24 protein-coding genes are annotated in these 22,801 nt (G+C 69.6%); 15 read left to right on the top strand and 9 right to left on the bottom strand.

Annotation, left to right across the window (positions count from 1 at the left end):
* Positions 1–111: 111 nt before the first annotated feature.
* Positions 112–933 carry a hypothetical protein gene (locus ACFWIW_RS32425; RefSeq protein WP_378371960.1) on the bottom strand — a complete coding sequence of 274 codons (822 nt, stop codon included), beginning with the start codon at positions 931–933 and terminating at the stop codon, positions 112–114.
* Positions 934–1,132: 199 nt separating this feature from the next.
* Between ACFWIW_RS32425 and ACFWIW_RS32430 the strand changes: the two genes are divergently transcribed.
* The 8 genes from ACFWIW_RS32430 (at position 1,133) to ACFWIW_RS32465 (ending at position 9,943) form a co-directional block, all read left to right on the top strand.
* Positions 1,133–1,837, top strand: coding sequence for a hypothetical protein (locus ACFWIW_RS32430; RefSeq protein ID WP_378371961.1), 705 nt, complete (start codon positions 1,133–1,135; stop codon positions 1,835–1,837).
* Positions 1,834–3,444, top strand: a complete 1,611-nt coding sequence (locus ACFWIW_RS32435) for a DNA polymerase Y family protein (RefSeq protein WP_378371962.1) — start codon at positions 1,834–1,836, stop codon at positions 3,442–3,444. The genes ACFWIW_RS32430 and ACFWIW_RS32435 overlap by 4 nt, the downstream gene beginning before the upstream one ends.
* Positions 3,445–3,446: 2 nt before the next feature.
* On the top strand, positions 3,447–3,599 hold the full coding sequence (locus ACFWIW_RS32440; RefSeq protein WP_378371963.1) for a hypothetical protein: 153 nt from the start codon (positions 3,447–3,449) through the stop codon (positions 3,597–3,599).
* A 3-nt stretch (positions 3,600–3,602) separates the two neighbouring features.
* Positions 3,603–6,956 carry an error-prone DNA polymerase gene (locus ACFWIW_RS32445; RefSeq protein WP_378371964.1) on the top strand — a complete coding sequence of 1,118 codons (3,354 nt, stop codon included), beginning with the start codon at positions 3,603–3,605 and terminating at the stop codon, positions 6,954–6,956.
* Positions 6,957–7,063: 107 nt separating this feature from the next.
* On the top strand, positions 7,064–7,573 hold the full coding sequence (locus ACFWIW_RS32450; protein ID WP_378371965.1) for a hemerythrin domain-containing protein: 510 nt from the start codon (positions 7,064–7,066) through the stop codon (positions 7,571–7,573).
* Positions 7,574–7,640: 67 nt separating this feature from the next.
* A complete protein-coding gene (locus tag ACFWIW_RS32455; protein WP_378371966.1) occupies positions 7,641–8,123 on the top strand; it encodes a VOC family protein in 483 nt (160 codons plus the stop codon).
* A gap of 139 nt (positions 8,124–8,262) precedes the next feature.
* Positions 8,263–9,333: a reverse transcriptase family protein gene (locus ACFWIW_RS32460; protein ID WP_378371967.1), complete on the top strand. Its 1,071-nt coding sequence runs from the start codon at positions 8,263–8,265 to the stop codon at positions 9,331–9,333.
* Between the two features lie 22 nt (positions 9,334–9,355).
* Positions 9,356–9,943 carry a pentapeptide repeat-containing protein gene (locus tag ACFWIW_RS32465; RefSeq protein WP_378371968.1) on the top strand — a complete coding sequence of 196 codons (588 nt, stop codon included), beginning with the start codon at positions 9,356–9,358 and terminating at the stop codon, positions 9,941–9,943.
* Positions 9,944–10,003: 60 nt separating this feature from the next.
* Here ACFWIW_RS32465 and ACFWIW_RS32470 read toward each other — a convergent pair whose 3' ends face one another.
* Positions 10,004–12,523, bottom strand: a complete 2,520-nt coding sequence (locus ACFWIW_RS32470; RefSeq protein WP_378372006.1) for a glycohydrolase toxin TNT-related protein — start codon at positions 12,521–12,523, stop codon at positions 10,004–10,006.
* A gap of 180 nt (positions 12,524–12,703) precedes the next feature.
* Here ACFWIW_RS32470 and ACFWIW_RS32475 point away from each other — a divergent pair, with 180 nt between their 5' ends.
* Complete coding sequence (locus tag ACFWIW_RS32475; RefSeq protein ID WP_007032100.1) at positions 12,704–13,003, top strand: DUF3017 domain-containing protein; 300 nt, start codon at positions 12,704–12,706, stop codon at positions 13,001–13,003.
* Positions 13,004–13,068: 65 nt separating this feature from the next.
* Here the strand turns inward: ACFWIW_RS32475 and ACFWIW_RS32480 are convergent, their stop codons facing one another.
* Positions 13,069–14,241: an MFS transporter gene (locus ACFWIW_RS32480; protein ID WP_378371969.1), complete on the bottom strand. Its 1,173-nt coding sequence runs from the start codon at positions 14,239–14,241 to the stop codon at positions 13,069–13,071.
* A gap of 195 nt (positions 14,242–14,436) precedes the next feature.
* Complete coding sequence (locus ACFWIW_RS32485; RefSeq protein WP_378371970.1) at positions 14,437–14,754, bottom strand: ArsR/SmtB family transcription factor; 318 nt, start codon at positions 14,752–14,754, stop codon at positions 14,437–14,439.
* 176 nt (positions 14,755–14,930) lie between these two features.
* On the opposite strand from ACFWIW_RS32485, the gene ACFWIW_RS32490 reads away from it, so the two are divergent.
* A complete protein-coding gene (locus ACFWIW_RS32490; protein ID WP_378371971.1) occupies positions 14,931–16,100 on the top strand; it encodes an MFS transporter in 1,170 nt (389 codons plus the stop codon).
* Between the two features lie 3 nt (positions 16,101–16,103).
* On the opposite strand, the gene ACFWIW_RS32495 is transcribed toward ACFWIW_RS32490, so the two are convergent.
* Entirely contained in the window at positions 16,104–16,292 is a 189-nt protein-coding gene (locus ACFWIW_RS32495) for a DUF1918 domain-containing protein (RefSeq protein WP_125680051.1), read from the bottom strand.
* 102 nt (positions 16,293–16,394) lie between these two features.
* Here ACFWIW_RS32495 and ACFWIW_RS32500 point away from each other — a divergent pair, with 102 nt between their 5' ends.
* From ACFWIW_RS32500 to ACFWIW_RS32515, 4 genes are read left to right on the top strand one after another with little or no spacing between them, the layout of a single operon-like run.
* Positions 16,395–16,913: a TrmH family RNA methyltransferase gene (locus ACFWIW_RS32500; protein ID WP_378371972.1), complete on the top strand. Its 519-nt coding sequence runs from the start codon at positions 16,395–16,397 to the stop codon at positions 16,911–16,913.
* Between the two features lie 22 nt (positions 16,914–16,935).
* Entirely contained in the window at positions 16,936–17,580 is a 645-nt protein-coding gene (locus ACFWIW_RS32505) for a spermidine synthase (RefSeq protein ID WP_378371973.1), read from the top strand.
* Complete coding sequence (locus tag ACFWIW_RS32510; RefSeq protein WP_378371974.1) at positions 17,562–18,143, top strand: hypothetical protein; 582 nt, start codon at positions 17,562–17,564, stop codon at positions 18,141–18,143. Before ACFWIW_RS32505 ends, ACFWIW_RS32510 begins: the two co-directional genes overlap by 19 nt.
* A 7-nt stretch (positions 18,144–18,150) precedes the next feature.
* Entirely contained in the window at positions 18,151–18,717 is a 567-nt protein-coding gene (locus ACFWIW_RS32515; protein ID WP_378371975.1) for a GNAT family N-acetyltransferase, read from the top strand.
* Here ACFWIW_RS32515 and ACFWIW_RS32520 read toward each other — a convergent pair whose 3' ends face one another.
* On the bottom strand, positions 18,718–19,305 hold the full coding sequence (locus tag ACFWIW_RS32520) for an HhH-GPD-type base excision DNA repair protein (RefSeq protein ID WP_016331228.1): 588 nt from the start codon (positions 19,303–19,305) through the stop codon (positions 18,718–18,720).
* A gap of 202 nt (positions 19,306–19,507) precedes the next feature.
* Positions 19,508–20,383: a LysR family transcriptional regulator ArgP gene (locus tag ACFWIW_RS32525; protein WP_378371976.1), complete on the bottom strand. Its 876-nt coding sequence runs from the start codon at positions 20,381–20,383 to the stop codon at positions 19,508–19,510.
* Positions 20,384–20,449: 66 nt separating this feature from the next.
* Between ACFWIW_RS32525 and ACFWIW_RS32530 the strand changes: the two genes are divergently transcribed.
* Positions 20,450–21,064: a LysE/ArgO family amino acid transporter gene (locus ACFWIW_RS32530; protein ID WP_378371977.1), complete on the top strand. Its 615-nt coding sequence runs from the start codon at positions 20,450–20,452 to the stop codon at positions 21,062–21,064.
* On the opposite strand, the gene ACFWIW_RS32535 is transcribed toward ACFWIW_RS32530, so the two are convergent.
* Both ACFWIW_RS32535 and ACFWIW_RS32540 read right to left on the bottom strand, forming a co-directional pair.
* Positions 21,065–21,889, bottom strand: a complete 825-nt coding sequence (locus tag ACFWIW_RS32535) for an aldo/keto reductase (protein WP_378371978.1) — start codon at positions 21,887–21,889, stop codon at positions 21,065–21,067.
* Between the two features lie 5 nt (positions 21,890–21,894).
* Positions 21,895–22,728 (bottom strand): NAD-dependent epimerase/dehydratase family protein, encoded by an 834-nt coding sequence (locus ACFWIW_RS32540; RefSeq protein ID WP_378371979.1) that lies wholly within the window; start codon positions 22,726–22,728, stop codon positions 21,895–21,897.
* Positions 22,729–22,801 lie beyond the last annotated feature (73 nt).

The following is a 22,801-nucleotide window of genomic DNA, read 5'->3' on the forward strand; positions in this document are numbered from 1 at the left end:
TTTTTTATTTCTCTCCTCTCCCCCGCGGCCCGGGAGCGCGGCGCGCTCCTCCCGGGGGGGGGTGGGGTTTGGGGCGAGGACGGTTCTAACCGTCCTCGCCACTCACGAGGCTCATTCCCCGTGGTAGCGCAGGCCGGTGCGCTTCAGGACGACCCAGCGCTCACCGGGCCGGTCCGCCACGACCGGATACCATCGCGGCGCGACCGCGGCGGTCAGCTCGTCACCCCGGTCGACGAGGGAGCTCACCGCGGGTTCACCCACCACGATGAGCGCGGACCAGTCGACGTGCGCCAGCAGGTTGTCCTCGGTGACGCCGAACCGTTCTTCCAGAACTGTGACCAGGTCGTGCCCGGTGTCCGGACCGGACCGGACCTCGCTGACGTCCGGCGTCTCGTCTTCGACGACGGAATCGACATCGTCGTAGTCGTCGTCCTCATCTTCTTCCTCGTCTTCGCGTTCTTCGGACCAGACGTGGTGATCGAGCCGGTAGATGCTGTTGCTCAGGTCGAAGGCCTGTTCGTCGGTCATGCACAGCGTCACGGTCTGCCCGTCGGTCAAGGTGAACGTCAGTTCGGCCTCCGGATAACCGCTGGTGCCGGGTTCCGCCTCGACCATGCCCGCCACGGTCCCGGCCAGCGCCGTGGGCGCCGGGCTCGTGTGCCACTCCAGCGACGGCAGGTTCGCGGCCATCTCCAGTACGCACGTCGCGGCGGTCCAGAACGCGTCCTTGTCCCGGAAGTCCTTGCGGCTGCTGGTCAGGGTCCGGCCGCCGCCCAGCGGCTCGGTGCGGGCGTCCACCTGGCCCCGCCCGGTCCCGTTCTCCCAGATCGCGGTGACCGTGACCCGGTTGGCCAGGCGTTTGCGGTAGTTCTCGATATGGCCTTCCCTGGCGAGTTCCCAGCCGTTCACCGTCTCGGGCCAAGCGTCGTCCACTGCGGTTTTCCTTTCCTGACGGGAAGACCCCCGGTCTCGGACGTGACAGGTCCGGTGATCGTTCCGGCTCGCTTGACAACCGCTGCGCCACCCGGTCTACTGGAGGCATCGAACAAGCGTTCGAAGTGTCGCCTTCCCCGTGGCACGCCGGATGCCGTCCACAAAGGACGGTCTAGGTGTCGTGGGGAGGCGAGGTCCGGTGACGGCGGAGGTGGTCGAGGCACGGGCCTTGCCGTTGGCGAGGCTGGCGGCCTTGCCGGGAGTGAGCACGGCCAGTGGCGTGGCTTCCGCGGCCGAACACGCGAGGACGACGGGAAGGGTGCTCCCGGTGTCCCCGGCGTTGTCCGGTCTGCTGCCCGCCGCGGGGCTCCGGCGCGGGAGCACCGTTTCGGTGCTGGGGTCCACGTCACTGATGCTCACCCTGCTGGCCGCCGCGACCGCCGGCGGTGCGTGGGCGGTCGCGGTCGGCCTGCCCGCGCTCGGGGTGGTCGCCGCCGCGGAGCTCGGGGTCGAGGTGGGCAGGCTGGCGCTGGTCCCCCGCCCCGGTGCCGAGTTCCCGGCGGTGACCGCGGCCTTGCTCGACGGTTTCGATCTCGTGGTCGTCGGTCCGGGGCTCGCCCGGCCCGAGGTGGCGAGAAGGCTGTCCGCCCGCGCGCGCAACCGTGGCTCGGTGCTGCTTTCGCTGGGTTCCTGGCCCGGTGCGGAGGTCGAGCTGAGCTGCCGCCGTTCGCGCTGGACGGGTTTCACCGGCGGTGGCGCGGGCTATCTGCGCGCTCGTGAGGTGGAGGTGCGGGCGGGCGGCCGGGGTGCGGCGGCCCGGCCGATGTCGGCCTTGCTGCGCTTTCCCGGCCAGGGCGAGGTCGAACGGGCGGACTTCCCCACGACCAGGTGGGGGACGGCATGAACCCACCGGTGCGCATGCTGGTGCTGTGGTGCCCGGACTGGCCCGCGGTCGCCGCCGCGGCCGTCGCGGGCGAACCCGTCGGCCGCCCGGCCGCGGTCTTCTCGGCGAACCGCGTGGTCGCCTGCACCGCGGTGGCCAGGGGCTACGGCGTCCGCCGCGGGATGCGGCGGCGTGAGGCCCAGTCCTGCTGTCCGGAGCTGGCGGTCTTCGGTGAGGACGACGGTCGCGACGCCCGGCTCTTCGAATCCGTCGCACGGGCGGTGGAAGAGCTGGCCGTCGGCGTCGAGGTGGTGCGCCCGGGGATCGTCGCCGTCCCGGTCGAGGGCGCGGCCGGCTACTTCGGCGGCGAGCACGGCCTCCTCGAAAGACTGGTGGACGAGGTGTCGGTGGCGGCGGGAGTGGAGAGCCAGGTCGGCGTGGCCGACGGCCTGTTCGCCGCGACGCTCGCCGCCCGCCGGTCGACGCTGGTCGAACCCGGTGGGACGGCGGAATTCCTTGCCCCGCTGCCCATCCGCGAACTCGACCAGCCCGAGGCGGGCCGCGCCGAGCTGGTCACCTTGCTCAAGCAGCTCGGTCTGCACACGCTGGGTGCCTTCGCGGCGCTCGGTGAAAGCGATGTCTCCGCGCGTTTCGGCATGGAGGGTGTGCTCGCGCATCGGTTGGCACGAGGACGGTCCGAGCGGCCGCCGTCGCGCCGCCGTCCGCCGCCGGAACTCTCGCTCGCGAAGGCGTTCGACCCGCCGATCGACCGGGTCGACGCCGCCGCGTTCGTGGCGAAAGGGCTCGGCGAGCGCTTCCATGCCGGGCTCGCCGCGTACGGGCTGGCCTGCACCCGGCTCGGTATCTACGCCACCACCGAGACCGGTGAACAGCTCGGCCGGGTGTGGCGTTGTGCCGAGCCGCTGACCCCGCTCGGCGTCGCGGACAGGGTGCGCTGGCAGTTCGAAGGCTGGCTGAAAGCCAAAGAGCGCCCCAATTCCGGGGTGGTACGGCTGCGGCTGGAGCCGGAGGAGACGGTCGAAGGCCGGTCGCTGCAGCTCGGGTTGTGGCAGGCGGGCGCGACGGGTGTGCTGCGACCGTCCACAGAGGACGAAGACCTGTCCGGTGAACGGGCGGGCCGCGCCCTGGTGCGGGTGCAGGGGCTGCTCGGTCCGGAGAGCGTCTTCACCGCGGTGCTCGACGGCGGGCACGGCCCCGCCGAGCGGGTCCGGCTGGTGCCGTGGGGCGACAGGCGGGAGCAGTCGGCGCAGGCGGACGCGAACTGGGCCGGGCGGCTCCCGTCGCCCTCCCCGGCGACGGTGTTCGCCCGCCCGGTGCCCGCTCAGGTGCTGGACGAGAACGGGCGCGTCGTGGAGATCACCGCGCGGCGCCGGGTCACCGCCGCGCCGTTCCTCGTGAGCTTCGAGGGCGGTGAGCCGCGCGAGGTCATCGCCTGGGCGGGGCCGTGGTTCGTCGGTGTCCGGGCCGGGGCGGGGCACGCCCGGTCGGCGACCCGGATGCGGTTGCAGGTGCTGCTGGCCGACGGGCAAGACGCCGAGGAAGCGGTGCTGCTCCGCTTCGAGCACCACAAGAATCCGATGTGGACACTGGAAGGGAAGTACGACTGAACATGAACGAGGAGTACACGCGGCTGGTGCGGCGCTGGCTGGAGGAGCCCGCCATCCCGGTCCAACGCGCCGAGTTGGACACGGCTTGGGCGGCGTGCGTCCCGCGCGCGGAAGTGTTCGTCCCCGCGCCGAGAAGCTCGACCGAGAACCGGTGACCGATGGGCTGGAACAACCCTCCTCGGCCGTGGAAGGACCTCGCCCGCGAGCTCGCGGGCGAGGTGCCGCCCGGCGACGGCGGTGACAGCCCCGCCTGGAGCGCCAAACGGCAGGGATACCAGCGGCCGGCGGATCTGACCGGGCTGATCGGTGACGATGACGGCGCCACCGCGTGCCGGGTGCCGTACGCCGAACTGCACTGCCATTCGAACTTCAGCTTCCTCGACGGCGCGAGCCATCCCGAGGAGCTGGTGGAGGAGGCGGCGCGGCTGGGTCTGGACGCGATCGCGCTCACCGATCACGACGGCATGTACGGCGTGGTGCGTTTCGCCGAAGCGGCGAGGGAGCTGGGCGTGCACACCGTCTTCGGTACGGAGCTCAGTTTCGGCCTGTCCGGCCCGCAGAACGGGTTCACCGACCCCGAGGGTGAGCACCTGCTCTTGCTGGCCAAACAGAAGGACGGCTATCTGAGCCTGAACCGGGCGATCACCGCCGGACAGCTGCACGGCTTCGACAGGCGGTCGTTGTCCCCCAAGGAAAGGGCGGAGAAGGGCAGGCCGGTCTACGACCTGCGCGCGGTCGCCGAGGAGGTGCGCGGGAAATGCGTGGTGCTCACCGGGTGCCGCAAGGGCGCGGTGCGCAAGGCGCTCGTCACCGAAGGCCCCGCGGCGGCCGTCGTGCGGTTGAAGGAACTCATCGACTGCTTCGGCAGGGAAAACGTCTACGTCGAACTCATCGATCACAGCCTTCCCTTGGACAGCACGCACAACGACCTGCTGAGCGAGATGGCCGACGAGTTCGGCCTGCCGACGGTGGCGACCACGGCCGCGCACTACGCCCGGCCGGAGCGGGCCCCGCTCGCCGACGCGCTCAGCGCCATCCGCGCCCGGCGGGGCCTGGAGGACATGGAGGGCTGGCTGCCCGCCGCGGGGACGGCGTTCCTGCGGTCGGGGGAGGAGATGGCCGAGATCTTCGCGCGGTATCCGGGAGCGGTGCAGCGGGCGGCGCTGCTCGGGCGGGAGTGCGCGTTCGAACTCCGCCACATCGAGCCGAAGCTGCCGCCGTTCGCCGTTCCGGAAGGCCACACCGAGGCTTCCTACCTCCGGGAGCTCACCTACGCGGGTGCGAAGGAGCACGAGAAGAACAAAGACGCCGAATACCGTGAGAAGGCCAGGAAGCTGATCGAGCACGAGCTGGAGATCATCGAAGAACTGGGTTTCCCCGGCTACTTCCTGATCGTCTGGGACATCGTGAAGTTCTGCCGGGACAACGACATCCTCTGCCAGGGCCGGGGATCGGCCGCGAACTCGGCGGTCTGTTACGCGCTCGGCATCACCAAGGTCGACGCCGTGCGTTACGGCCTGCTCTTCGAACGGTTCCTCGCCCCGGAGCGCGACGGTTACCCGGATATCGACCTCGACATCGAATCCGATCGCCGTGAGGAGGCGATCCAGTACGTCTACCGGAAATACGGGCGGCTGAACACCGCGCAGGTGGCGAACGTGATCACCTACCGGGCGCGGTCCGCGGTCCGGGACGCGGCGCGGGCGCTGGGATACTCGCCCGGCCAGCAGGACGCGTGGAGCAAGCAGATCGACCGTTGGGGCGCGTTGCGGGCCACGGAGAAGGATCACGATCACGACATCCCGGAGGAGGTCGTGGAGCTGGCTTGCGCGCTCGAAGACTTCCCTCGGCATCTGGGTATCCATTCCGGCGGCATGGTGATCTGCGAACAGCCGGTGAGCGAGGTGGTCCCGATCGAATGGGCCCGGATGGAGAATCGCAGTGTCGTGCAGTGGGAGAAGGACGACTGCGCCGCCGCCGGACTGGTCAAATTCGACCTGCTCGGGCTCGGAATGTTGTCGGCCCTGCACTATATGATCGATCTGGTTCGTGACCACAAAGGGGAAGAGGTCGACATCTCCGAATTGGATCTCAAGGATCAGAACATCTACGAAATGCTCTGCCGCGCCGACGCGATCGGTGTCTTCCAAGTGGAGAGCCGCGCGCAGCTGGCCACGCTGCCTCGCTTGCGCCCCAAGACGTTCTACGATCTGGCGGTCGAGGTCGCGCTCATCCGGCCCGGCCCGATCCAGGGTGGTTCGGTGCATCCCTACATCCGGCGAAAGAACGGCCAGGAGAAATGGGATTTCGACCATCCGAAACTGGCCAACGCGCTGGGGAAGACACTCGGTGTCCCGTTGTTCCAGGAACAGATGATGCAGATCGCCCTGGATATCGCCGACTTCACCCCGGCGGAGGCCGACCAGCTGCGGCACGCCATGGGTGCCAAACGTTCCGAACACAAGATGGAAAGGCTCAAACGGCGTTTCCTCGAAGGCGCCGCGAAGAACGACGTCGAGGAAGAGCTGGCGGAGAAGATCTTCGGCAAGCTCAAGGCCTTCGCGAATTTCGGCTTCCCGGAGAGCCACGCGCTGAGTTTCGCCCTGCTGGTGTTCGCGAGCTCGTACTTCAAGTACTACCACCCGGACGCGTTCCTGGCGGGTTTGCTGCGCGCGCAACCGATGGGGTTCTACTCGCCGCAGTCGCTGGTCGCCGACGCGCGGCGGCACGGAGTGCGCGTGCTCGGCCCGGACATCAACGCGAGCCTCCCGCACGCGACGCTGGAACCCTTGCCGGACGGGGGAGAACTGCTCGCCGTGCGGGGCGGGCTGTCCACCGTCCGGATGATCGGCGAGAACCTGGCACGGAAGATCGTCGAGGAGCGGGAACGCGACGGCCCGTTCGCGGATCTGGCGGAGGTCGCCCGGCGGGTGCGGCTGACCAAACCGCAGGTCGAGGCGCTGGCCGCGGCCGGGGCGTTCGGTTGTTTCGGCGAGAGCAGGCGAAGCGCGCTCTGGGCGGCGGGCGCGGTCGCCGACGAAAGCCCGGAGAAACTGCCGGGGCTCGTCACCGGGGCCAAAGCGCCGATGTTGCCGGGAATGGACGAGATCGACATCGCGGCGGCGGACGTCTGGGCCACCGGGGTGTCGCCGGACAGCTTCCCGACGCAGTTCATCCGGGAGCACCTCGACGAACTCGGCGTCGTCACCGCGGCGGGCCTGCGCGAGATCCCGCACGGTGCCCAGGTGCTGACCGGAGGCGCCGTGACCCATCGCCAGCGGCCGGCGACCGCGGGCGGTGTCACCTTCGTGAACCTCGAAGACGAGACGGGGATGATCAACGTCATCTGCACGATGGGCGTGTGGCAGCGCTATCACCGGGTCGCCCGCGGCAGCCCCGCGCTGCTGGTCCGGGGCGTGGTCGAACGCACCGGTGACGTGGTGAACGTCCTCGCCGAACAGATCCGGCATCTGCCGCTGCGGATCACCGCCAAGTCCCGTGACTTCCACTGAAACCCTCTTGACGATCACCCGGGGGCTGTGCTGAAGTTTCGCCAGCGTCGCAGTGCACCCGGCAAAGAGACCGTCGCGGGCATGGAGGCGCCGGACCATGGGAAATCATGGAAACCCCTTCTCGGACGAACGGCCGGCTGACGGCGTTCGGAAATCAACTCGTTCAGGTTCACGACTGGCTGCGTAAAGAGCTGGCCCTGCTGCACGACGACCTCGGGTCGGTCGCGGAGGGGCGTGCCGAGCGGCTGCGCGATCTCCGGGCGCATTGCCTCACCTTCTGCTCGGCGCTGACCAGGCACCACACCGGCGAGGACGGCGGCGCTTTCCTTGTGCTGGCGGACAAATTCCCCGAATTGCGGCCATCGCTCGAAGAGCTCGCGCACGACCACGAGGTCATGACCGGGATCATCGAACGGCTCGAAGAGCTGGTCGCCGGGGTCGGCCCCGGGTCGAGTCAGGACGAGATCCTCGACGTCCAACGGGAACTGGACGGGCTCACCGCGATCATGGAGACGCATTTCCGGTACGAGGAGAAGCGCATCGTCGAGGTGCTCAACTCGCTGGACATGCCGGAGTGGCAGGAGTCGAAGCCGCCTTTCCTGCTGAAATCACATTAGGTCACGATCTGTCCTATACGGCCTCTAGCGTTCTTCTCATCGCACACGACGACAGAGGAGAACCCCGATGGCCAACCCGATCCCCGACGGCTACCACTCGGTCACCCCGTGGATCATCTCGCGCGACACCGCGGGCATGATCGACTTCCTCAAGCGGGTTTTCGACGCCGAACCGATCGGTGATGCGGTCTACGTCGAAGGCGGGAAGATCGGGCACGCCGAGGTCCGGATCGGCGACTCGGTGGTCATGCTGTTCGACTCTCGTGACCACTGGGTCGACACTCCGGCGTACCTGCGGCTCTATGTCGAGGACAGCATCGAGACGCAGCGCCGGGCGATCGAGGCGGGGGCGAAAGAGGTCACGAAGCAGACCGAACTCTTCTTCGGCGACCGTGTCGGGCGGGTCCTCGACCCGTTCGGCAACCTCTGGTGGATCCAGACCAGGCTGGTCGACCTCGACCATTCGGAAATGGAGCGCCGGATGAACGACCCGAAGTTCGTCGAGGCCATGCGCTACGTATCCGGCACGGAGATCATCCCGAGCCGCTGAAGTCGGTAGGGTGGCGATAGCGACGCGGAGGTGAGCCGGTGGATCGCCACCCACTCCGGGGCAACCCCGGGGAGTACGAAGTCAGCGAGACAAGGCGCCCCGCGCGAGCGCGGCATGCTTCGCGTGCGAGTCCGCGCGGATGACAGGAGAAAGAGTCACCTCCGCGTCGCTTCTCGAACCCTTGCCGCCGGTCTGGCGATTCCAGGTGGCCCGCTGGGCGACGTTCGACGAATGCGCCGCCGCGCTCGACCTGACCCCCGGCGAACTCTCGTGGTTCGCCGACGCGAAGGGCTGGAACAGGCGTGCGGCCGAGCCGGTCCGGCATTACACGTACCGCTGGATCCCGACCGCTTCGGGCGGCGTGCGGCTCATCGAGCGGCCGAAACCGCGGCTCGCCGAACTGCAGCGCCGGATCGTGCGGCACGTCGTCGGCGCGCTGCCGGTGCACGAGGCCGCGCACGGGTTCCGGCGCGGACGTTCGCCGCTGTCGTGCGCCGCGCCGCACGCGGGCCGGGAGACCGTGGTCAGGATGGACCTCGAAGGGTTCTTCCCGGCGGTGTCCGCGCGCCGGATCTCGGCTCTGCTCGCACTCGCCGGCTATCCGCCCCCGGTGGCGGAAGCGCTGGCGGGCGTGCTCACCACCGCCGTCCCGCCCCATGTCCTCACCACCGTGCCAGGGGGACGGCGTGATCCGGCGCGAACTCGGCTGCTGAACAACCTGGCTGCCACGCATCTGCCGCAGGGCGCGCCGTCCTCGCCCGCGGTCGCGAACGCGGTCACGCATCATCTGGACCGGCGGCTCGACGGGCTCGCGCGCGCACTGGGCGCGACGTACACGCGGTACGCCGACGATCTGGCGTTCTCCGGGGATTCCCTGCCGTTGCACCGGTTGCTGCCCGGGGTCCGGCGGATCGTGACCGGCGAGGGTTTCCGGCTGCGGGACGACAAGACGTCGATCGCCGGCGCGCACCAACGCCAACGGGTCGCGGGCCTGGTGGTCAACAGCGCGCCCGCCGCGACGAGGGCCGACTACGACGCCTTGCGCGCGCTGCTCCACAACTGTGTCCGGACCGGCCCGGAAGCACAGAACCGGGCCGGGCATCCGGACTTCCGTGCCCATCTGCTCGGCCGGATCGGCTGGATCGCCGCGTCTTCGCAGGCACGGGCGGCGAAGCTGCGGGACTTGTTCGGCGGGATCACCTGGACGTGAGCGGGTATGCGATCCTGGACGGGTGATCGAGACCGCGGAGGACTACCGAGAAGCCGTTCTTTCCGAGCAATGGTGGGAAAAACGCAGTTTCGTCGGCTGTGATTTCACCGAGGCCGACCTGCGCGGGCTGCGTACTCAGGGCTGCACCTTCGACCAGTGCGACTTCACCAAGGTCGACTTCGAAGGCTCGCGCCATGAGGCGTCCGCGTTCCGTTCGTGCACCTTCGACCGCAGCGTACTGGCGGGCACACGGTGGACCTCCTGCTCGATGCTCGGATCGTCCTTTGTGGACTGCCGATTCCAAAAGATCGCCTTCACCGAATGCGATCTCTCGCTGGTCTCGCTCAGCAAGGCTCGTTTGTCCAAAGTGGACCTGGGTGGCCTGCGGCTGCGCGAGGCGAACCTGCTGGACGCCGATCTGACCGGCGCCGACCTGCGCGGCGCGGATCTCACCGGTGCCCGGCTGGCCGGCGCGAAACTGGAGGGCGCGGATCTGCGCAGCGCGCGGCTCGACGCCAACGGTCTGGTGCAGGCGAACCTCTCGGGTGTCCACGTGGACACCGAGACCGCGATCGCTTACGCCGCCGCGCACGGCCTCGTCATCCACTAACCCCGGACGCGATGAACGGGCCGTTCGCAAGGAACGGCCCGTTCATCGCGTCCGAAGGACCTAGTCGATCGGCGGTTCGCCCGGGTCCAGCTCGATGAGGTCGCCTTCGGCTAGCAACTCCTCGATGGACGCGGGCAGCAGGTATGCCGACCCGCCACCCGGCTGGTTGAACCACGGGATCGCGACACCGGCGAGGGCTTCGAGCGGACGCTGCACGCGGTACACGTGGTACGGCCGGTTCACCCACTCCGGCACGAGCGAGCGCTCCTCGAACGGCGTCCCGGCCGCGTAGGTCAGGTTGCCGTTCGGGCCGCCGAAGCGGTCCAGTTCGCTGCCGGCGGGCAGCTCACGCAACTCCTTGCCGCGGAACAGCGTCAGCGGCGGCTCGCCGTTGAGCGGCGAGATCGGCCAGTTCTGCTTGGCGTCGGGAGCACCGGCGTTCGCCGCGACCGGCGGACGGGCCGGTTCCTCGCGCCGCATCGGCGGCGGAGGAGGCGGCGTCACCGGCGGCTCACGCCGCGGCGGCGCGGGCGGCGGGCTCGCCAGCACCGGGTTCGGCCGCGACGGGGGCGCGGGCGGGACGGGAGCGGGGGCGGGCTCGTCGTCCAAATCGTCCCCGAGCAACTCCTCGGCCGTCGTGAACGCGGTCTGTTCCTGTGCCGGGATCGCCTCCCGGGGCGGCACCGGATGCGAACCGGTCGCGACCTCCGGGGACAGCGTCGCCAGCACGGGCGGCGCCGGAGCCGGCTCCTCGGCAGGCTGTTCTTCGGCGGCGGGCGGCTCCTCGGGAGGCGGGGCGCCGTTCGGGTTCAGCAGGACCTTGCCGAGCATGAACGCGGCCGCGTCCTCGGCGTCGCCGAACACCGCCGGGTTGGTCAGCTTCCCGTCGTACCAGCCGACCCGCCAGCCGCCACCGTCGACCTGTTCGACGCTCCAGCCGTGTTCGGTGGGGGCGCCGATGCGGTAGACGTCTTCGGGCACGTCGAGGTCGTCGAACCTCGCCTGCAGCTCGTTCAGCACCGGCACGGGGTGCTCGGCGCGGCGCTGCGGCGCTTCCTCGCGTCGCGGCTCCGGCTCCGGCTGGGGTGCGGGGGTGGTAGCAAAGGTCCCCCGCTCCTGCGGTGGGCCGTCGACCTGCGTGACCTCGGAATCCGACGGCGGCGGCGCCACGTTCGGCTCCGCGTCGTGCGTCAGGAGAGGCAGCTCAGGACCGGCGTCGGCCTGCTCGACCGGTGTGTAACCGGTGGTCGTCTCCTCCTCCGGGGGCGCGTACGGCTGCTCTTCTTCCTGCCGGGCGTACGCCGCCTGCTCCTCCTGGTGGGGAGGCTGCTGCGGGGCCCGTGCGTACGTGGTCGCCTCCGGGTCGGCGATCTGCGGTTCCGGCTCGGGCTCGGTGTCCTGACGGGCCTCGTCCGCGTAGGTGTCCTGTTCGGACGCGTACGGGTCTTCGTAGCCTTCTTCGTACTGCTGCTCGGCGGCGGCTTCGTGGAAGTCCTGCGCCTGGTAGTCCTGGGTGTCGTAGTCGTCTTCGTACCGCTGGGCCTGCTCGGCCTGATCCGGGACGGCGGATTCGGCGGCCACCGCGGCCGGATCCGGACCCTGCTGATGCGGCGGCGGGACGGGCGGCTGGGCGGCGGGCTGGTTCGGTCCGGGACCGGGCTGCCCGGGGCCTGCCTGCGGCGACGGCGCCGGGCCGTTCTGCGGCGGGCCCTGCGGAGGCGGGCCCTGTGGCACGCCGTTGGGCGCACCCGGACCGCCGGGGCGTTGCTGCGGGGGCTGATTCCCCCGGGTGAGGTACCCCGCCGCGGCCTGCAGCGTCGGACCGTCGACCTCGGGCAGCGTGAAGTCGTTCTGCCGGACGTGGTCGATCAGGTCGAGTTCCGGCGAGACGCCGTACTCGCGCAGGTAGAAGTTGACGGCGGCGGGCCAGATCCACTGCCCGTCGCTGTGGAAGGCGACCGGGACGGTGGCCTCGGGCGTCTGGGCGAGCCTGTCGATGTCGTAGCCGCGTTCGGTGACCACAAGCGGCGCGCGGTCGAGGTAGTCGAGCAGCCTGTCCTGCTCCTCGATCTCCAGGTCGGGCCGGTTGATCACCGGACGTCCGGCCGGGCCGATGGTGTCGAAGATGCGGGCGATGCGGAAATGCGGTCCGGGCTGCTCGGGGCCGAGGCCGGACATGCGCCGGATCAGCCATTCGGGCACGTTCTCCTCGGAACGGGGGAACATGCGCAGCTCGTCGGAGAGCGCCTGCGGAGGCGGCGCGAGGCGCCACTGCGGTTCGTCGCGGTTGTACTCGAGGTTGTAGCTGGACGGGTGGTCGAGCTGGTAACGGGCGTTGAACCAGGTGCCGCGGCCGTCGCGGTACATCCCGGCACGGAGCCTGCCGAACAGCGTCGCGATGTCGTGCGTCGCGACCCATTCGTGCGAGGTGCCGTCCTCGGTGATGATCTCGCCGGTCATCTCGTGGTACCTGCCGACGGCTCGGTACTCGGCGGTCACCTTCCGCCAATCACGCGGAGCGGCCCGCAGCAGGGCGAGGCCGATCTGTTTGACCAGGGTGTCCTGCTCGGTCGCGTTCAACTGAGTCGTCGGTTGTGCCACGGTCACATTTTGACCGTATCCGCGCTCCTGTGCACCCCGCATGTGGGTTTTGCCGCTATTGACAGCTCGGAAGACGCCCTGACCTGCTGCCGGATCACTCACCCGGGATACTGACGGAGTGAACCGATTCGCCGGCGAGACCCTGAAGGACGAGGACTGATGGCGGTGGCCGGACAGCGGCGTGACCGTGGGGCACTGCTCCATCACCTGCCGTTTCTGCTGGTGATGCTGGTGGTGGCCGTCGCCGCCCTGCGGATCGGCCAGTACCACTGGCGGCAGGGCGCCGCGCTGATCGGCGGCGCGTTGCTGCTCGCCGGCCTGCTCCGGGCGGCGCTGCCCGAGGCGAAGGCCGGGTTGCTGGCGATCCGGGGCAAGCCGGTCGACGTCCTGACCTACGGCGCGTTGTCGGTGTTGATCCTGTTCATCGCCTTCACGATCACCGGCGGGCCCCTGTCCTAATGCGCGTGAAGGCCCCCTTCCCTCGGCTCAGCCGAGGGAAGGGGGCCTTCACGCGCTTTAAAAGCTCAGGAGGCCATCGCGGGCGCCAGGCGCGCTTCGCGGCGGTCCAAGCCGCCGGACACCGCGGCCAGCGAGAGCCCAAGGACGGCCAGCGACGCACCGACCCAGTTCGGCGCGACCAGGCCGAAGCCGCCCGCGATCACCAGGCCGCCAAGGTAGGCGCCGATCGAGTTCGCGATGTTGAACGCCGACTGCACGGCCGCGGAGACCAGCGACGGCGTCCCGCCCGCCTTCTCCATGATCCTGGCCTGCATCATCGGGCCGATCATGAACCCGGCGAGGCCGACGAAGAAGATCGTCACCGCCGCGCCGACCTTGCCGTTCGCGGTGAAGGTGAAGATCGCCAGCACCGAAGCGAGCCCGAACAGCGAGACGTAGAGGCTCGGCATCAGCGCCTTGTCGGCGAGCCTGCCGCCCAGGATGTTGCCGATCGTCATGCCGATCCCGGCCAGGGAGAGCAGCAGGGTGACGTCCGACGGCGAGTAGCCGGTGACGTCGGTCAGCATCGGCGCGATGTAGGACAGGCAGGCGAATACGCCGCCGAGGCCGAACGTGACGATCGCGAGCGCGAGCCACACCTGCGGACGGCGGAAGGCGCCGAGTTCGCCGCGCAGCGACGGCTCGGCCGGTTTGCCCTGGTGGGGGACCAGTTTCGCGATCGCGGCCATGGCGATCAGGCCGATCACGGCGACGACGCCGAAGGTCGCGCGCCAGCCGACCTTCTGGCCGAGCAGGGTGCCCAGCGGCACGCCGACGACGTTGGCGAGGGTCAGGCCCAGGAACATCATCGAGACGGCCTTCGCGCGTTCGCCCGGCTTGGCCAGGCTGGACGCGACGACCGCGCCGGCGCCGAAGAACGCGCCGTGCGGCAGGCCGGCGAGGAAGCGGAAGGCGACGCCGAACTCCTGGTTCGGCGAAAGCGCGAAGAGCATGTTGCCGAGCGTGAACAGCCCCATCATCGCCAGCAGCATCGTCTTGCGTGGCAGCCGCACGGCGGCGGCGGTGAGCAGCGGGGCACCGACCACGACGCCAAGGGCGTAGCCGGAGATGAGGTAACCGGCGGACGGGATCGACACGCCGAAGTCGGCGGCGGCTTCGGGCAGCACGCCCATCATGACGAATTCGGTGGTCCCGATGCCGAAGGCACCGATGGCGAGCGCGAGCAGCGCGACGGGCACGGCTCTCCCTTCGAGGGTCGTACGTGAGTAAACGATTACTCGCCCAGCGTCGCGGATGGGGAGCTGAATCGATTTAGGTCTCGGGCACAAAAGAAGACAGCGCGTGCGGCCCCAGCGTCGACGAGCTGTCCTGCGTCCAGTTCAACGGATCGAGGGGGCGTTTGTCATCCCGGTTTCGGGTGAGGCTGACCACCCTCAGCGGCGGGCGGCGAGCACGCCCTGGAGCAGGCCGGGGAAGAGCTCGTCGAGATCGTTGCGGCGCAAGGAGTTGTAGCGGGTGGTGCCCTGCTGGCGGCCCATGATGACGCCCGCTTCGCGCAGGGTGCGCAGGTGATGGGTGAGTGTGGACTTGGTCACCGCGACGTCGAAACCGCTGCACGAGATCTCGGTTTCGGATTCCGCCAGCTGGCGGACCATGTCGAGCCTGACCGGGTCCGCGAGCGCGGCGAGGACCGCCTCGATCCGGATCTCGTCCTGATCGGGATAGACGTACTGCGGGGTCGTCGCGGCCATTCGTCCATAGTACGACGCCCCTCGAACTTCCCGCGAGTTCGTAGTACGGTCACCATCGAACTACGACAACCATCGAACAACGACCCCGTGTCGCCTTTCGCGGGCTAAACGCGATCCGGCGCCGACCTGCGTTTAGCGGGCTAAACGCGGTCCGCGGGGTCTGGAGCTGGGGAGTCATGACTTTCGCACCACCCAGGACCGCGGTGCTGGCGCTCGGCACCTTCGCGGTCGGCACCAGCGGCTACGTCGTCGCGGGGCTGCTGCCGGCGCTGACCGGCGAGCTCGCGGTCTCCGAGACGGCCGCCGCCCAGCTGGTCACCGCCTTCGCCATCGCGTACGCGGTCGGCTCGCCACTGTTCGCCGCGGTCACGGGCCGCTGGGAACGCCGCACCCTCCTGGTCGCCGCGCTCGTCGTCACCGCCATCGGCAACGCCCTCGCCGCCCTCGCGCCCGGTTACGTGACCCTGCTCCTCGCGCGGGTCGTCACCGCGATCGGCGCGGCGGTCTTCACACCGGCCGCGAGTGCCGTCGCCGCCGAACTCACCTCGCCGGAACGCCGTGGCCGCGCGGTCGCGCTCGTCTTCGGCGGGCTCACCGTCGCGACGATCCTGGGGGTCCCGCTCGGCAGCGTCCTTTCGCAGAGCGTCGGCTACCAGGCCGTCTTCGCGCTCGTCGCGGCCTTCTCGCTTCTCGGCGCCTTCGCCGTCCGGCTGGTCCTGCCCGCCGTCCCGGCGCCGCCCGCGGTCCGGCTGGCCGAACGGTTCACCGTCGCCAAGGACCCGCGCGTGCTCGCCATGCTCGGCGCGACCGTGCTCGGCTGCCTCGCCGCGTTCTCCGTCTACACGTTCATCTCGCCGGTCCTGTCGGCCACCGCGGGTATCCACGGCACGACGGTCAGCCTGCTGCTGTTCGTCTACGGCGCGGGCGGCGCGCTCGGCAACATCATCGGCGGCCGCGCGACCGACCGCTGGGGCGCCAGGGGACCGCTGCTGATCGTGTTCGGCGGGATCACCGTGGTGCTCGCGATGCTTCCGCTGGTGGCGACCACCGTCGCGGGCGCGGCCGTCGTCCTCTTCCTCTGGGGTCTGGCCACCTGGTCGGTGAACCCGCCGATCCAGCACCGGCTGATCGAGCTGTCCAAGCAGAACGCCGGACTCGTGCTCTCGCTCAACGCGTCCGCGATCTACCTCGGCGTCGGCCTCTCCGGCCTGGTCGGGGGAGCGGTGCTCAGCGGCGGCGGGCCGCTCCTGCTGCCCGAGATCGCGGCGGTGCTGACCGCGATCGGCGCGGTCGTGGTCGTGGCGGGCTGGCGGAGCCGCGTGAAGCAGCCCGCCATGGCCGAGTGACGGCTACTCGGCGCGCGTCTGGACTTCGCAGTCGGGGCCGGGGAAGACCAGCCCTTCGTGTCCGTCCGCGAACCGGACGAGATACGGCGGAGCACCGTGTTCGCCGCGTACCTCGAGGATCTCGCCGTGCTGTTCGGCCGAGCCGACCGTGCGTCCGTGCACGTGGATTTCGTCTCCGACGGTCGCCTGCATGAGAATCACCTCCGACGTTTCAAGGTTAGGAGCGTCGGACTGATCCCGCTACAGTGTCGGCATGATCCTCGAAATCCTTGGAGGCGCGACGCCTCACCTCCGGTGAGCCCGTCGATCCGGGTCCGCACGCCCGCGGAGCTGCGTGCGGCCAGAAGAAGGAAATCCCATTCCTGCTGGGGCCATCTCGTCGCGGCACCGCTGTGGCCGCTGCACGGCGCGAATCTCGGCACCCTGCTGCGGACCTGCGACGCCGTGGGCGCTTGCCTTGCCGTGCCGAGGTTTCCCTGGGTGCCGGAGGCGCTGCGCCGCGGGAACACGTTGCGGCGTCCGGCTTGTGTGCACTGGGTGCACGATCCACCCGGCTGGCTGATGCGGGAGAAGGCGGCGGGCACGGCGATCGTCGGCGTCGAACTCGCCGACGAAGCCGTGCGCCTCGCCGATCTCCCACCCGCGCGCGGCCGGACGATCGCCGTGCTCGGCCACGAACAGCAGGGGATTCCGCCGGACGCGCTCGACCTTCTCGACACCGTCGTCGAAATCCCGATGGTGGGCACCGGCGCGAGCCTCAACGTCGCCGTCGCGGGCAGCCTGGTGCTGTACAAATTGGCGGGCTTGCTGTGACCGTCGCCGATAGGCTGCCCGGATGACCGACGTACTCGACAAGGTGGCCGGGAAGAGCGGCGAATTGGTGCTCCGCCGGGCGGGTGACGATTTCGAGGTCATCGCCAACGGCGTCTTCCTGATGGACACCCGTAACGGTGAATCCGAACGGTTGCTCGTCTCGGTGGCGGCGGATCTGGTGCCGGGCAAGGCGCGGATGCTGATCGGCGGTCTCGGCGTCGGCTATTCGCTGCGCGCCGCGCTCGACCACCCAGGCGTCGGCGAGATCGTGGTCGTCGAGCGGGAGCCCGCCGTGATCGGCTGGAACCGCGAGGGCCCGCTCAAGGACGTCCACGACGACGCCCTGTCCGACGAACGGGCCACCGTGGTCGAGGCCGATCTGGTGAAGTGGTTGAGCCGGACGGAAGAACGGTTCGACGCGCTGTGCCTGGACATCGACAACGGTCCTGAGTGGACGGTCACCGACGGCAACGCGAAGCTGTATTCCGACGACGGGCTCGACATGCTCACCGAACGGTTGCGGCCGGGCGGGGTGCTCGCGGTGTGGAGCGCCGAGTCCGTGCCGTCCTTCGCGAAACGGCTGCGGGCGCGGTTCGGCGAGGTGCGGGAGCTGAAGATCCCGGTGCCGCAAGGAGAACCGGACGTGCTGTGGTTCGCGCGGGTGTAGCCGACGCCGCGCGCGTCAACGCCCGCTGGTGCGATGTGGTGTGCCGGACGGGCGTCTTCACCACCCGTGTTTGGAAGTCGGCGACCCGGACACCGCCGCTGTATCCCGACGCGGTGACCCTGGTCCCGGACGCGACGGCGGCAGAGGTGCTGGAGGGGATCGATACCTCGCCGGGTTGCGCGGTGAAGGACAGCTTCGGCTGCCTGGATCTCGCGCGCGAAGGTTTCGAGGTGCTCTTCGAGGCCACGTGGATCGCGCGGATGGCCGATGTGCCGCTCGAACCGGGCTGGGCCCGAGTCGGCGACCAGTTCGACGATCCGTCCGTCGCCGTGTGGTCGAACGGCGTCGCCGGGGTGACGGCCAATCGGGACGGCGGCTTCGCCGGACTGTCCAATTTGTACACTCACGGCGATCTGGACGAGGCATGGCGCGGTGCGACCTCGGCCGTCGCGGCGAGCTTCCCCGGCTTGCCGATCACGGGATACGAACGCGGCGAAGATCTCGACGCCGCCCTCCGTAACGGCTACACGGCTCTGGGACCGCTGCGGGTCTGGCTGAAATGATCGCCGTATGGAGATCACGACCTGGCACCTCGAACAGACCTCGCCGGACGATTTGAGCGCGGCGAGGCCGCCCGCCGTCCCGGTGACGGTCACCCGTGCCGAGCTGGTCAGCCCGGAGCTGAACCGCTACCTCTACACCGCCGTCGGCGGCGACTGGTTCTGGATCGACCGGCTCGGCTGGTCGTGGGATCAGTGGATCGAGTGGCTGGACAGGCCGGGCGTCGAGACCTGGGTGGCGTACGCGCAGGGGACGCCGTGCGGTTACTTCGAGCTCGACGGCACTGTCGAGGGCGAAGTGGAACTCGCGTACTTCGGCCTGATGTCGTCCTTCGTGGGCAAGGGCCTCGGAGGGCATCTGCTGACCGTCGCGCTGCGGGAGGCGTGGGCGCTCGCGGAGCGCTGGCCGGGCAAGACGCCGACGCGCCGCGTCACGGTCCACACCTGCACCACCGATGGCCCGGCCGCGCTCAAGAACTACCAGGCGCGCGGCTTCCGGCTGTTCCGCACCGAGGTCGAGCAGGCCGAACTGCCCGCCGAGACGCCGGGACCGTGGCCGGGAGCCGGGAAGAAGTAGCTACTTCGCCGGAGCCTTGGCGGCCGCCTTCGCCGCCTTCTTGAACGCGCGTACCTCGCCGAGGGTCTTCGCGTCGACGACGTCGGCGATCGAACGCCGTGAACCACGGTCGCCGTACGCGCCCGCGGCCGCGCGCCAGCCCTTGGGCTGCACGCCGAGCTGTTTGCCGAGCAACGCGAGGAAGATCGCGGCCTTCTGGTCGCCGTAGCCGGGCAGCGCCTTGAGCCGTTTGAGGACTTCGGGGCCGTCCGGCTTGGGCCGTCCGGCGGTCCAGATGCCGGCCGCGTCACCGTCGTAGACCTCGACGACATGCTGGGCGAGATCCTTCACCCGGCGGGCCATCGAGCCGCCGTAGCGGTGGATCGCGGGCGGGACCACGCACAGTTCGACGAAGGTCTCGGTGTCCATCGCGTGGATCTTCTTGATATCGAAACCGTCCATCCGGTCCGCGATCTTCTGCGGGCCGCGGAACGCGTGTTCCATCGGGAACTGCTGGTCGAGGAGCATCCCGACGAGCAGCGCGAACGGGTCTTCGGTGAGCAGCCGGTCCGCTTCCTCGTCTCCGACCAGGTGCAATGCGCGCGTCATGCGCCCAGGATCTCACGACCGGGCCGGTACGCGCGTCCTCATCCGTGTGGGTCCTAGGCGCTGTCCTGTGAGTCTGTTCGCGGTCTTCGCGCCCAGGTGGTCCCTGGTGGCACGGGCGGATGCGGCCGAGTACGACCCGGTACGAGGCCGATCCGCCCGCACCGCCAGGAAGCACCTGGATCACGAAGCCCATCGAACAGCCTCACAGGACAGCGCCTAGCAGGTCCGCGGCGGCCGTGGTGACGGCCTCCGACACCGCCGCCAGCGCGGGGGAGTCGAGTTTCCACTGCTGCCAGAACAGCGGTACGTCGATCGGGTGATCCGGGTCGAGGCAGAGGAAGGTGCCGTCGCGCAGGCGGTCGCCGATCTGCGCGAGCGGCACCATGCCCCAGCCCATTCCGGCCGCGACGGCGTCGAAGAACCCTTCGGACGACGGGACGTAGTGCCGCAGCGGGCTCGCGAGTGTGCCGCGCTCGCGAGCGAAGCGGTCTTGAAGGTCGTCACGGCGGTCGAAGACGACGACGGGTGCTTCGGCGAGGTCGAGATCCGTGCCGAGCGCCGGGCTCACGACGGCCAGGTAGCGCATATGCCCGAGCCGGTGCACCGAACACCCCGCGACCGGATCGGGTGACGACGTCACGGCGGCCATCACCAGGCCTTCCCTCAGCAGGGTCGTGGTGTGGTCCTGATCCTCACGATGCAGTTCGAAGCAGATCTTCTGCTCGGGCGGCACCCGCGTGAGCGCGGGCAGGAACCACGTCGCCAGCGAATCCGCGTTGACCGCGATCGGCAGCCGGACCGGTTCGTCGCCGGCGGTCAGCCCGAGTTCGGCCCGGGTGTCGGCCTCCAGCAGGGCCAGCTGGCGGCCGAACCGCACCACCGCCTGCCCGGATTCGGTCAGGCGCACCGGTTTCGTGCGGATCAGCAGGACGAGGCCGGTGCGCTGTTCGAGCGCCTTGACCCGCTGGCTGATCGCCGACGGGGTCACGTGCAGCGCCGAGGCCGCCGCGTCGAACGTGCCTTCGTCGGCGACCACCAGCAGCGTGCGAACCAGGTCGAGCGGCAGATCTGTCATCACGAACGCTAATCTTACGTAAGAATCTTTAGCTGTACTGTTGACGATCGGCTTCCTAGCCTGGTCCGTATGGGAGACGTTCTGTTCAGCCTGGGTGCCGGATTCGGCGCCACCATGGCCCTCATCGTGGCGATCGGCGCGCAGAACGCGTTCGTGCTGCGCCAGGGCATCCGTCGTGAGGCGGTCCTCGTGGTGGTGCTGATCTGCATCTTCTCGGACGCCATCCTGGTCAGCCTCGGCGTCGGCGGGGTCGGCGCGCTGGTGGGGACGTCACCCGAAGCGCTGACCGTCGTCGCCCTGATCGGCGGTGCCTTCCTGCTTTGCTACGGCGCTCTCGCGGCCCGTCGCGCGTTCAAGCCTGCCGCGCTGGAAACCGGCGGCCCGGAGACCGGCGGATCGTTGCGCCGCATCGTGCTGACCACCCTGGCGATCACCTGGCTGAACCCGCACGTCTACCTCGACACCCTCCTCCTGCTCGGCGCGGTCGCCGCCGGGCACGGCAGCGACCGATGGGCGTTCGGGGTCGGTGCCGTGTCGGCCAGCGTGCTCTGGTTCCTCGCGCTCGGTTTCGGCGCGCGGCTGCTCAGCGGGTTCTTCCGCAAACCGTCGTCGTGGCGGGTGCTGGACGGCCTGGTCGCCGCGACGATGATCGCGCTCGGCGTGACCTTGGTCGCCAGCGCCTGATCACGGCAGGCGGGCCAGGTCGGCGGCGGTGAGCACGAGCTCGGCCGCGGCCGCCGAATCGCGGATCGTGGCGGGCCTCGTCGAGCCGGGGATCGCGATCATCGACGGCGATTTCGCGAGCAGCCAGGCCAGGCACACCCGCTGGGGACTGACGCCGTATTCCTCGGCCACGGAATGGAATTCCCCGCCGATGCCGCGGAGCGGGCCCCACGGCAGATACGCGAGCCCGAGTTCGGTGCACAGCGCCAGCTCGGGTTCGTGCGCCAGCTGCGCGGGCGCGTGCTCGTTCTGCACCGAAACCAGTGTGTCGCCGAGGATCTCCCGTGCTTCGAGGATCTGTGCCCGCGACACGTTGGAGATCCCGGCGAGCCGGATCTTGCCTTCGTCGGCCAGCTCCTTGATCGCGCCGACGGACTCCGCCCACGGCACGTTCTCGTCGGGCTTGTGCAGCTGGTAGAGCCCGATCGCGTCGACACCGAGCCGTTTGAGCGAGCCCTCGCAGGCGTTCTTGAGGTGCGTGGGAGTCCCGGTGACGGTCCACGAGCCGTCGCCGGGACGGCCACGGCCGCCCTTGGTCGCGACGAGCACCGGGTCCGAGCCGCGGTGGCAGGCCAAAGCTTCGGCGATCAGCTCTTCGTTGTGGCCGATTTCGTCCGCGTGCCAGTGGTAGGAATCGGCCGTGTCGATCAACGTGACCCCGGCGTCGAGCGCGGCGTGGATCGTGGCGATCGCGCGATCCCGATCCGGACGGCCCTCGATCGACAGCGGCATCGCGCCAAGGCCGATCGCGCTCACTTCGACGTCTCCGATGATGCGGTAACGCATGTGGGTCAAGCCTTTCTGAGTTCTTCGACGGCTTCGCCGAGCCAGTCGGCGGTGGTGGAGAAGGAGAAGCCGAGACCGGTCGCGCGAGAGGTGTCCAAGACGGCGTAGCGGTCGAACGAGAACGGCGAGGCGTCCCGGTCGACGACCCGGAACCGGGGCTCGGCGCTGATGGCGGCGGCGAGATCGAGTGCCGAAAGCTCGCCGTGCGAACCGGCGTTGACCGGACCGGTGAAGTCCGCGAGCGTGGCCCAGGTCAGGAAGTCCGCGATCTCACGCGCGTGGATGAACGTCGAGGGTCGCGGATCCGCGTGGATGTCCACGGCGTCGCCGGCGTCCAGCCGTTCGACGTAATGCCGCAGCCGCCCGGTGAAGTCCTCGCCACCGAGGACGTGGGCGACGCGCACCGAAACGAAAGGCGTGTCTCCGCGCGCGAAGACCGCCTCGGCCTGGCGCTTGCCCTCGCCGTAGTCGTACTCAGGAAGCTCGGCGGTCGCCGGAGTGAGCAGCGATTCGGCCATCGGGGTCTCGGCCCGGATCTGGTCGTAGACCTCGATCGTGGACGTCATCACGTACCGGTCCGCGCGCAGGACGCGGCGCGCGATTTCCGCCTGGACCGGCGTGTAGCAGACCTGGTCGAGCACGACGTCGAAAGAACGGGAACCCAGCGCGGCCTTGAGCCCGGCTTCGTCGTCGCGGTCGGCGATCAGGTGGGCGACGCCGGACGGCGCGGGGGTGGAGCCGCGGTTGAGGACGGTGACGTCCATCCCGGCATCGCGCAGCCGCTCGACCACCCCGCGGCCGAAGTACCGGCTTCCGCCGAGAACGAGCACTTTCTTCATGTCCGCCAGTGTTACGGTGGCGATCCGGGTGTTTGAAGGGGAGAACATGGGTGAAATGGCGGAATCGCTGAAA

The organism is Amycolatopsis sp. NPDC058340 (assembly GCF_042723975.1).
Taxonomy (GTDB): Bacteria; Actinomycetota; Actinomycetes; order Mycobacteriales; family Pseudonocardiaceae; genus Amycolatopsis.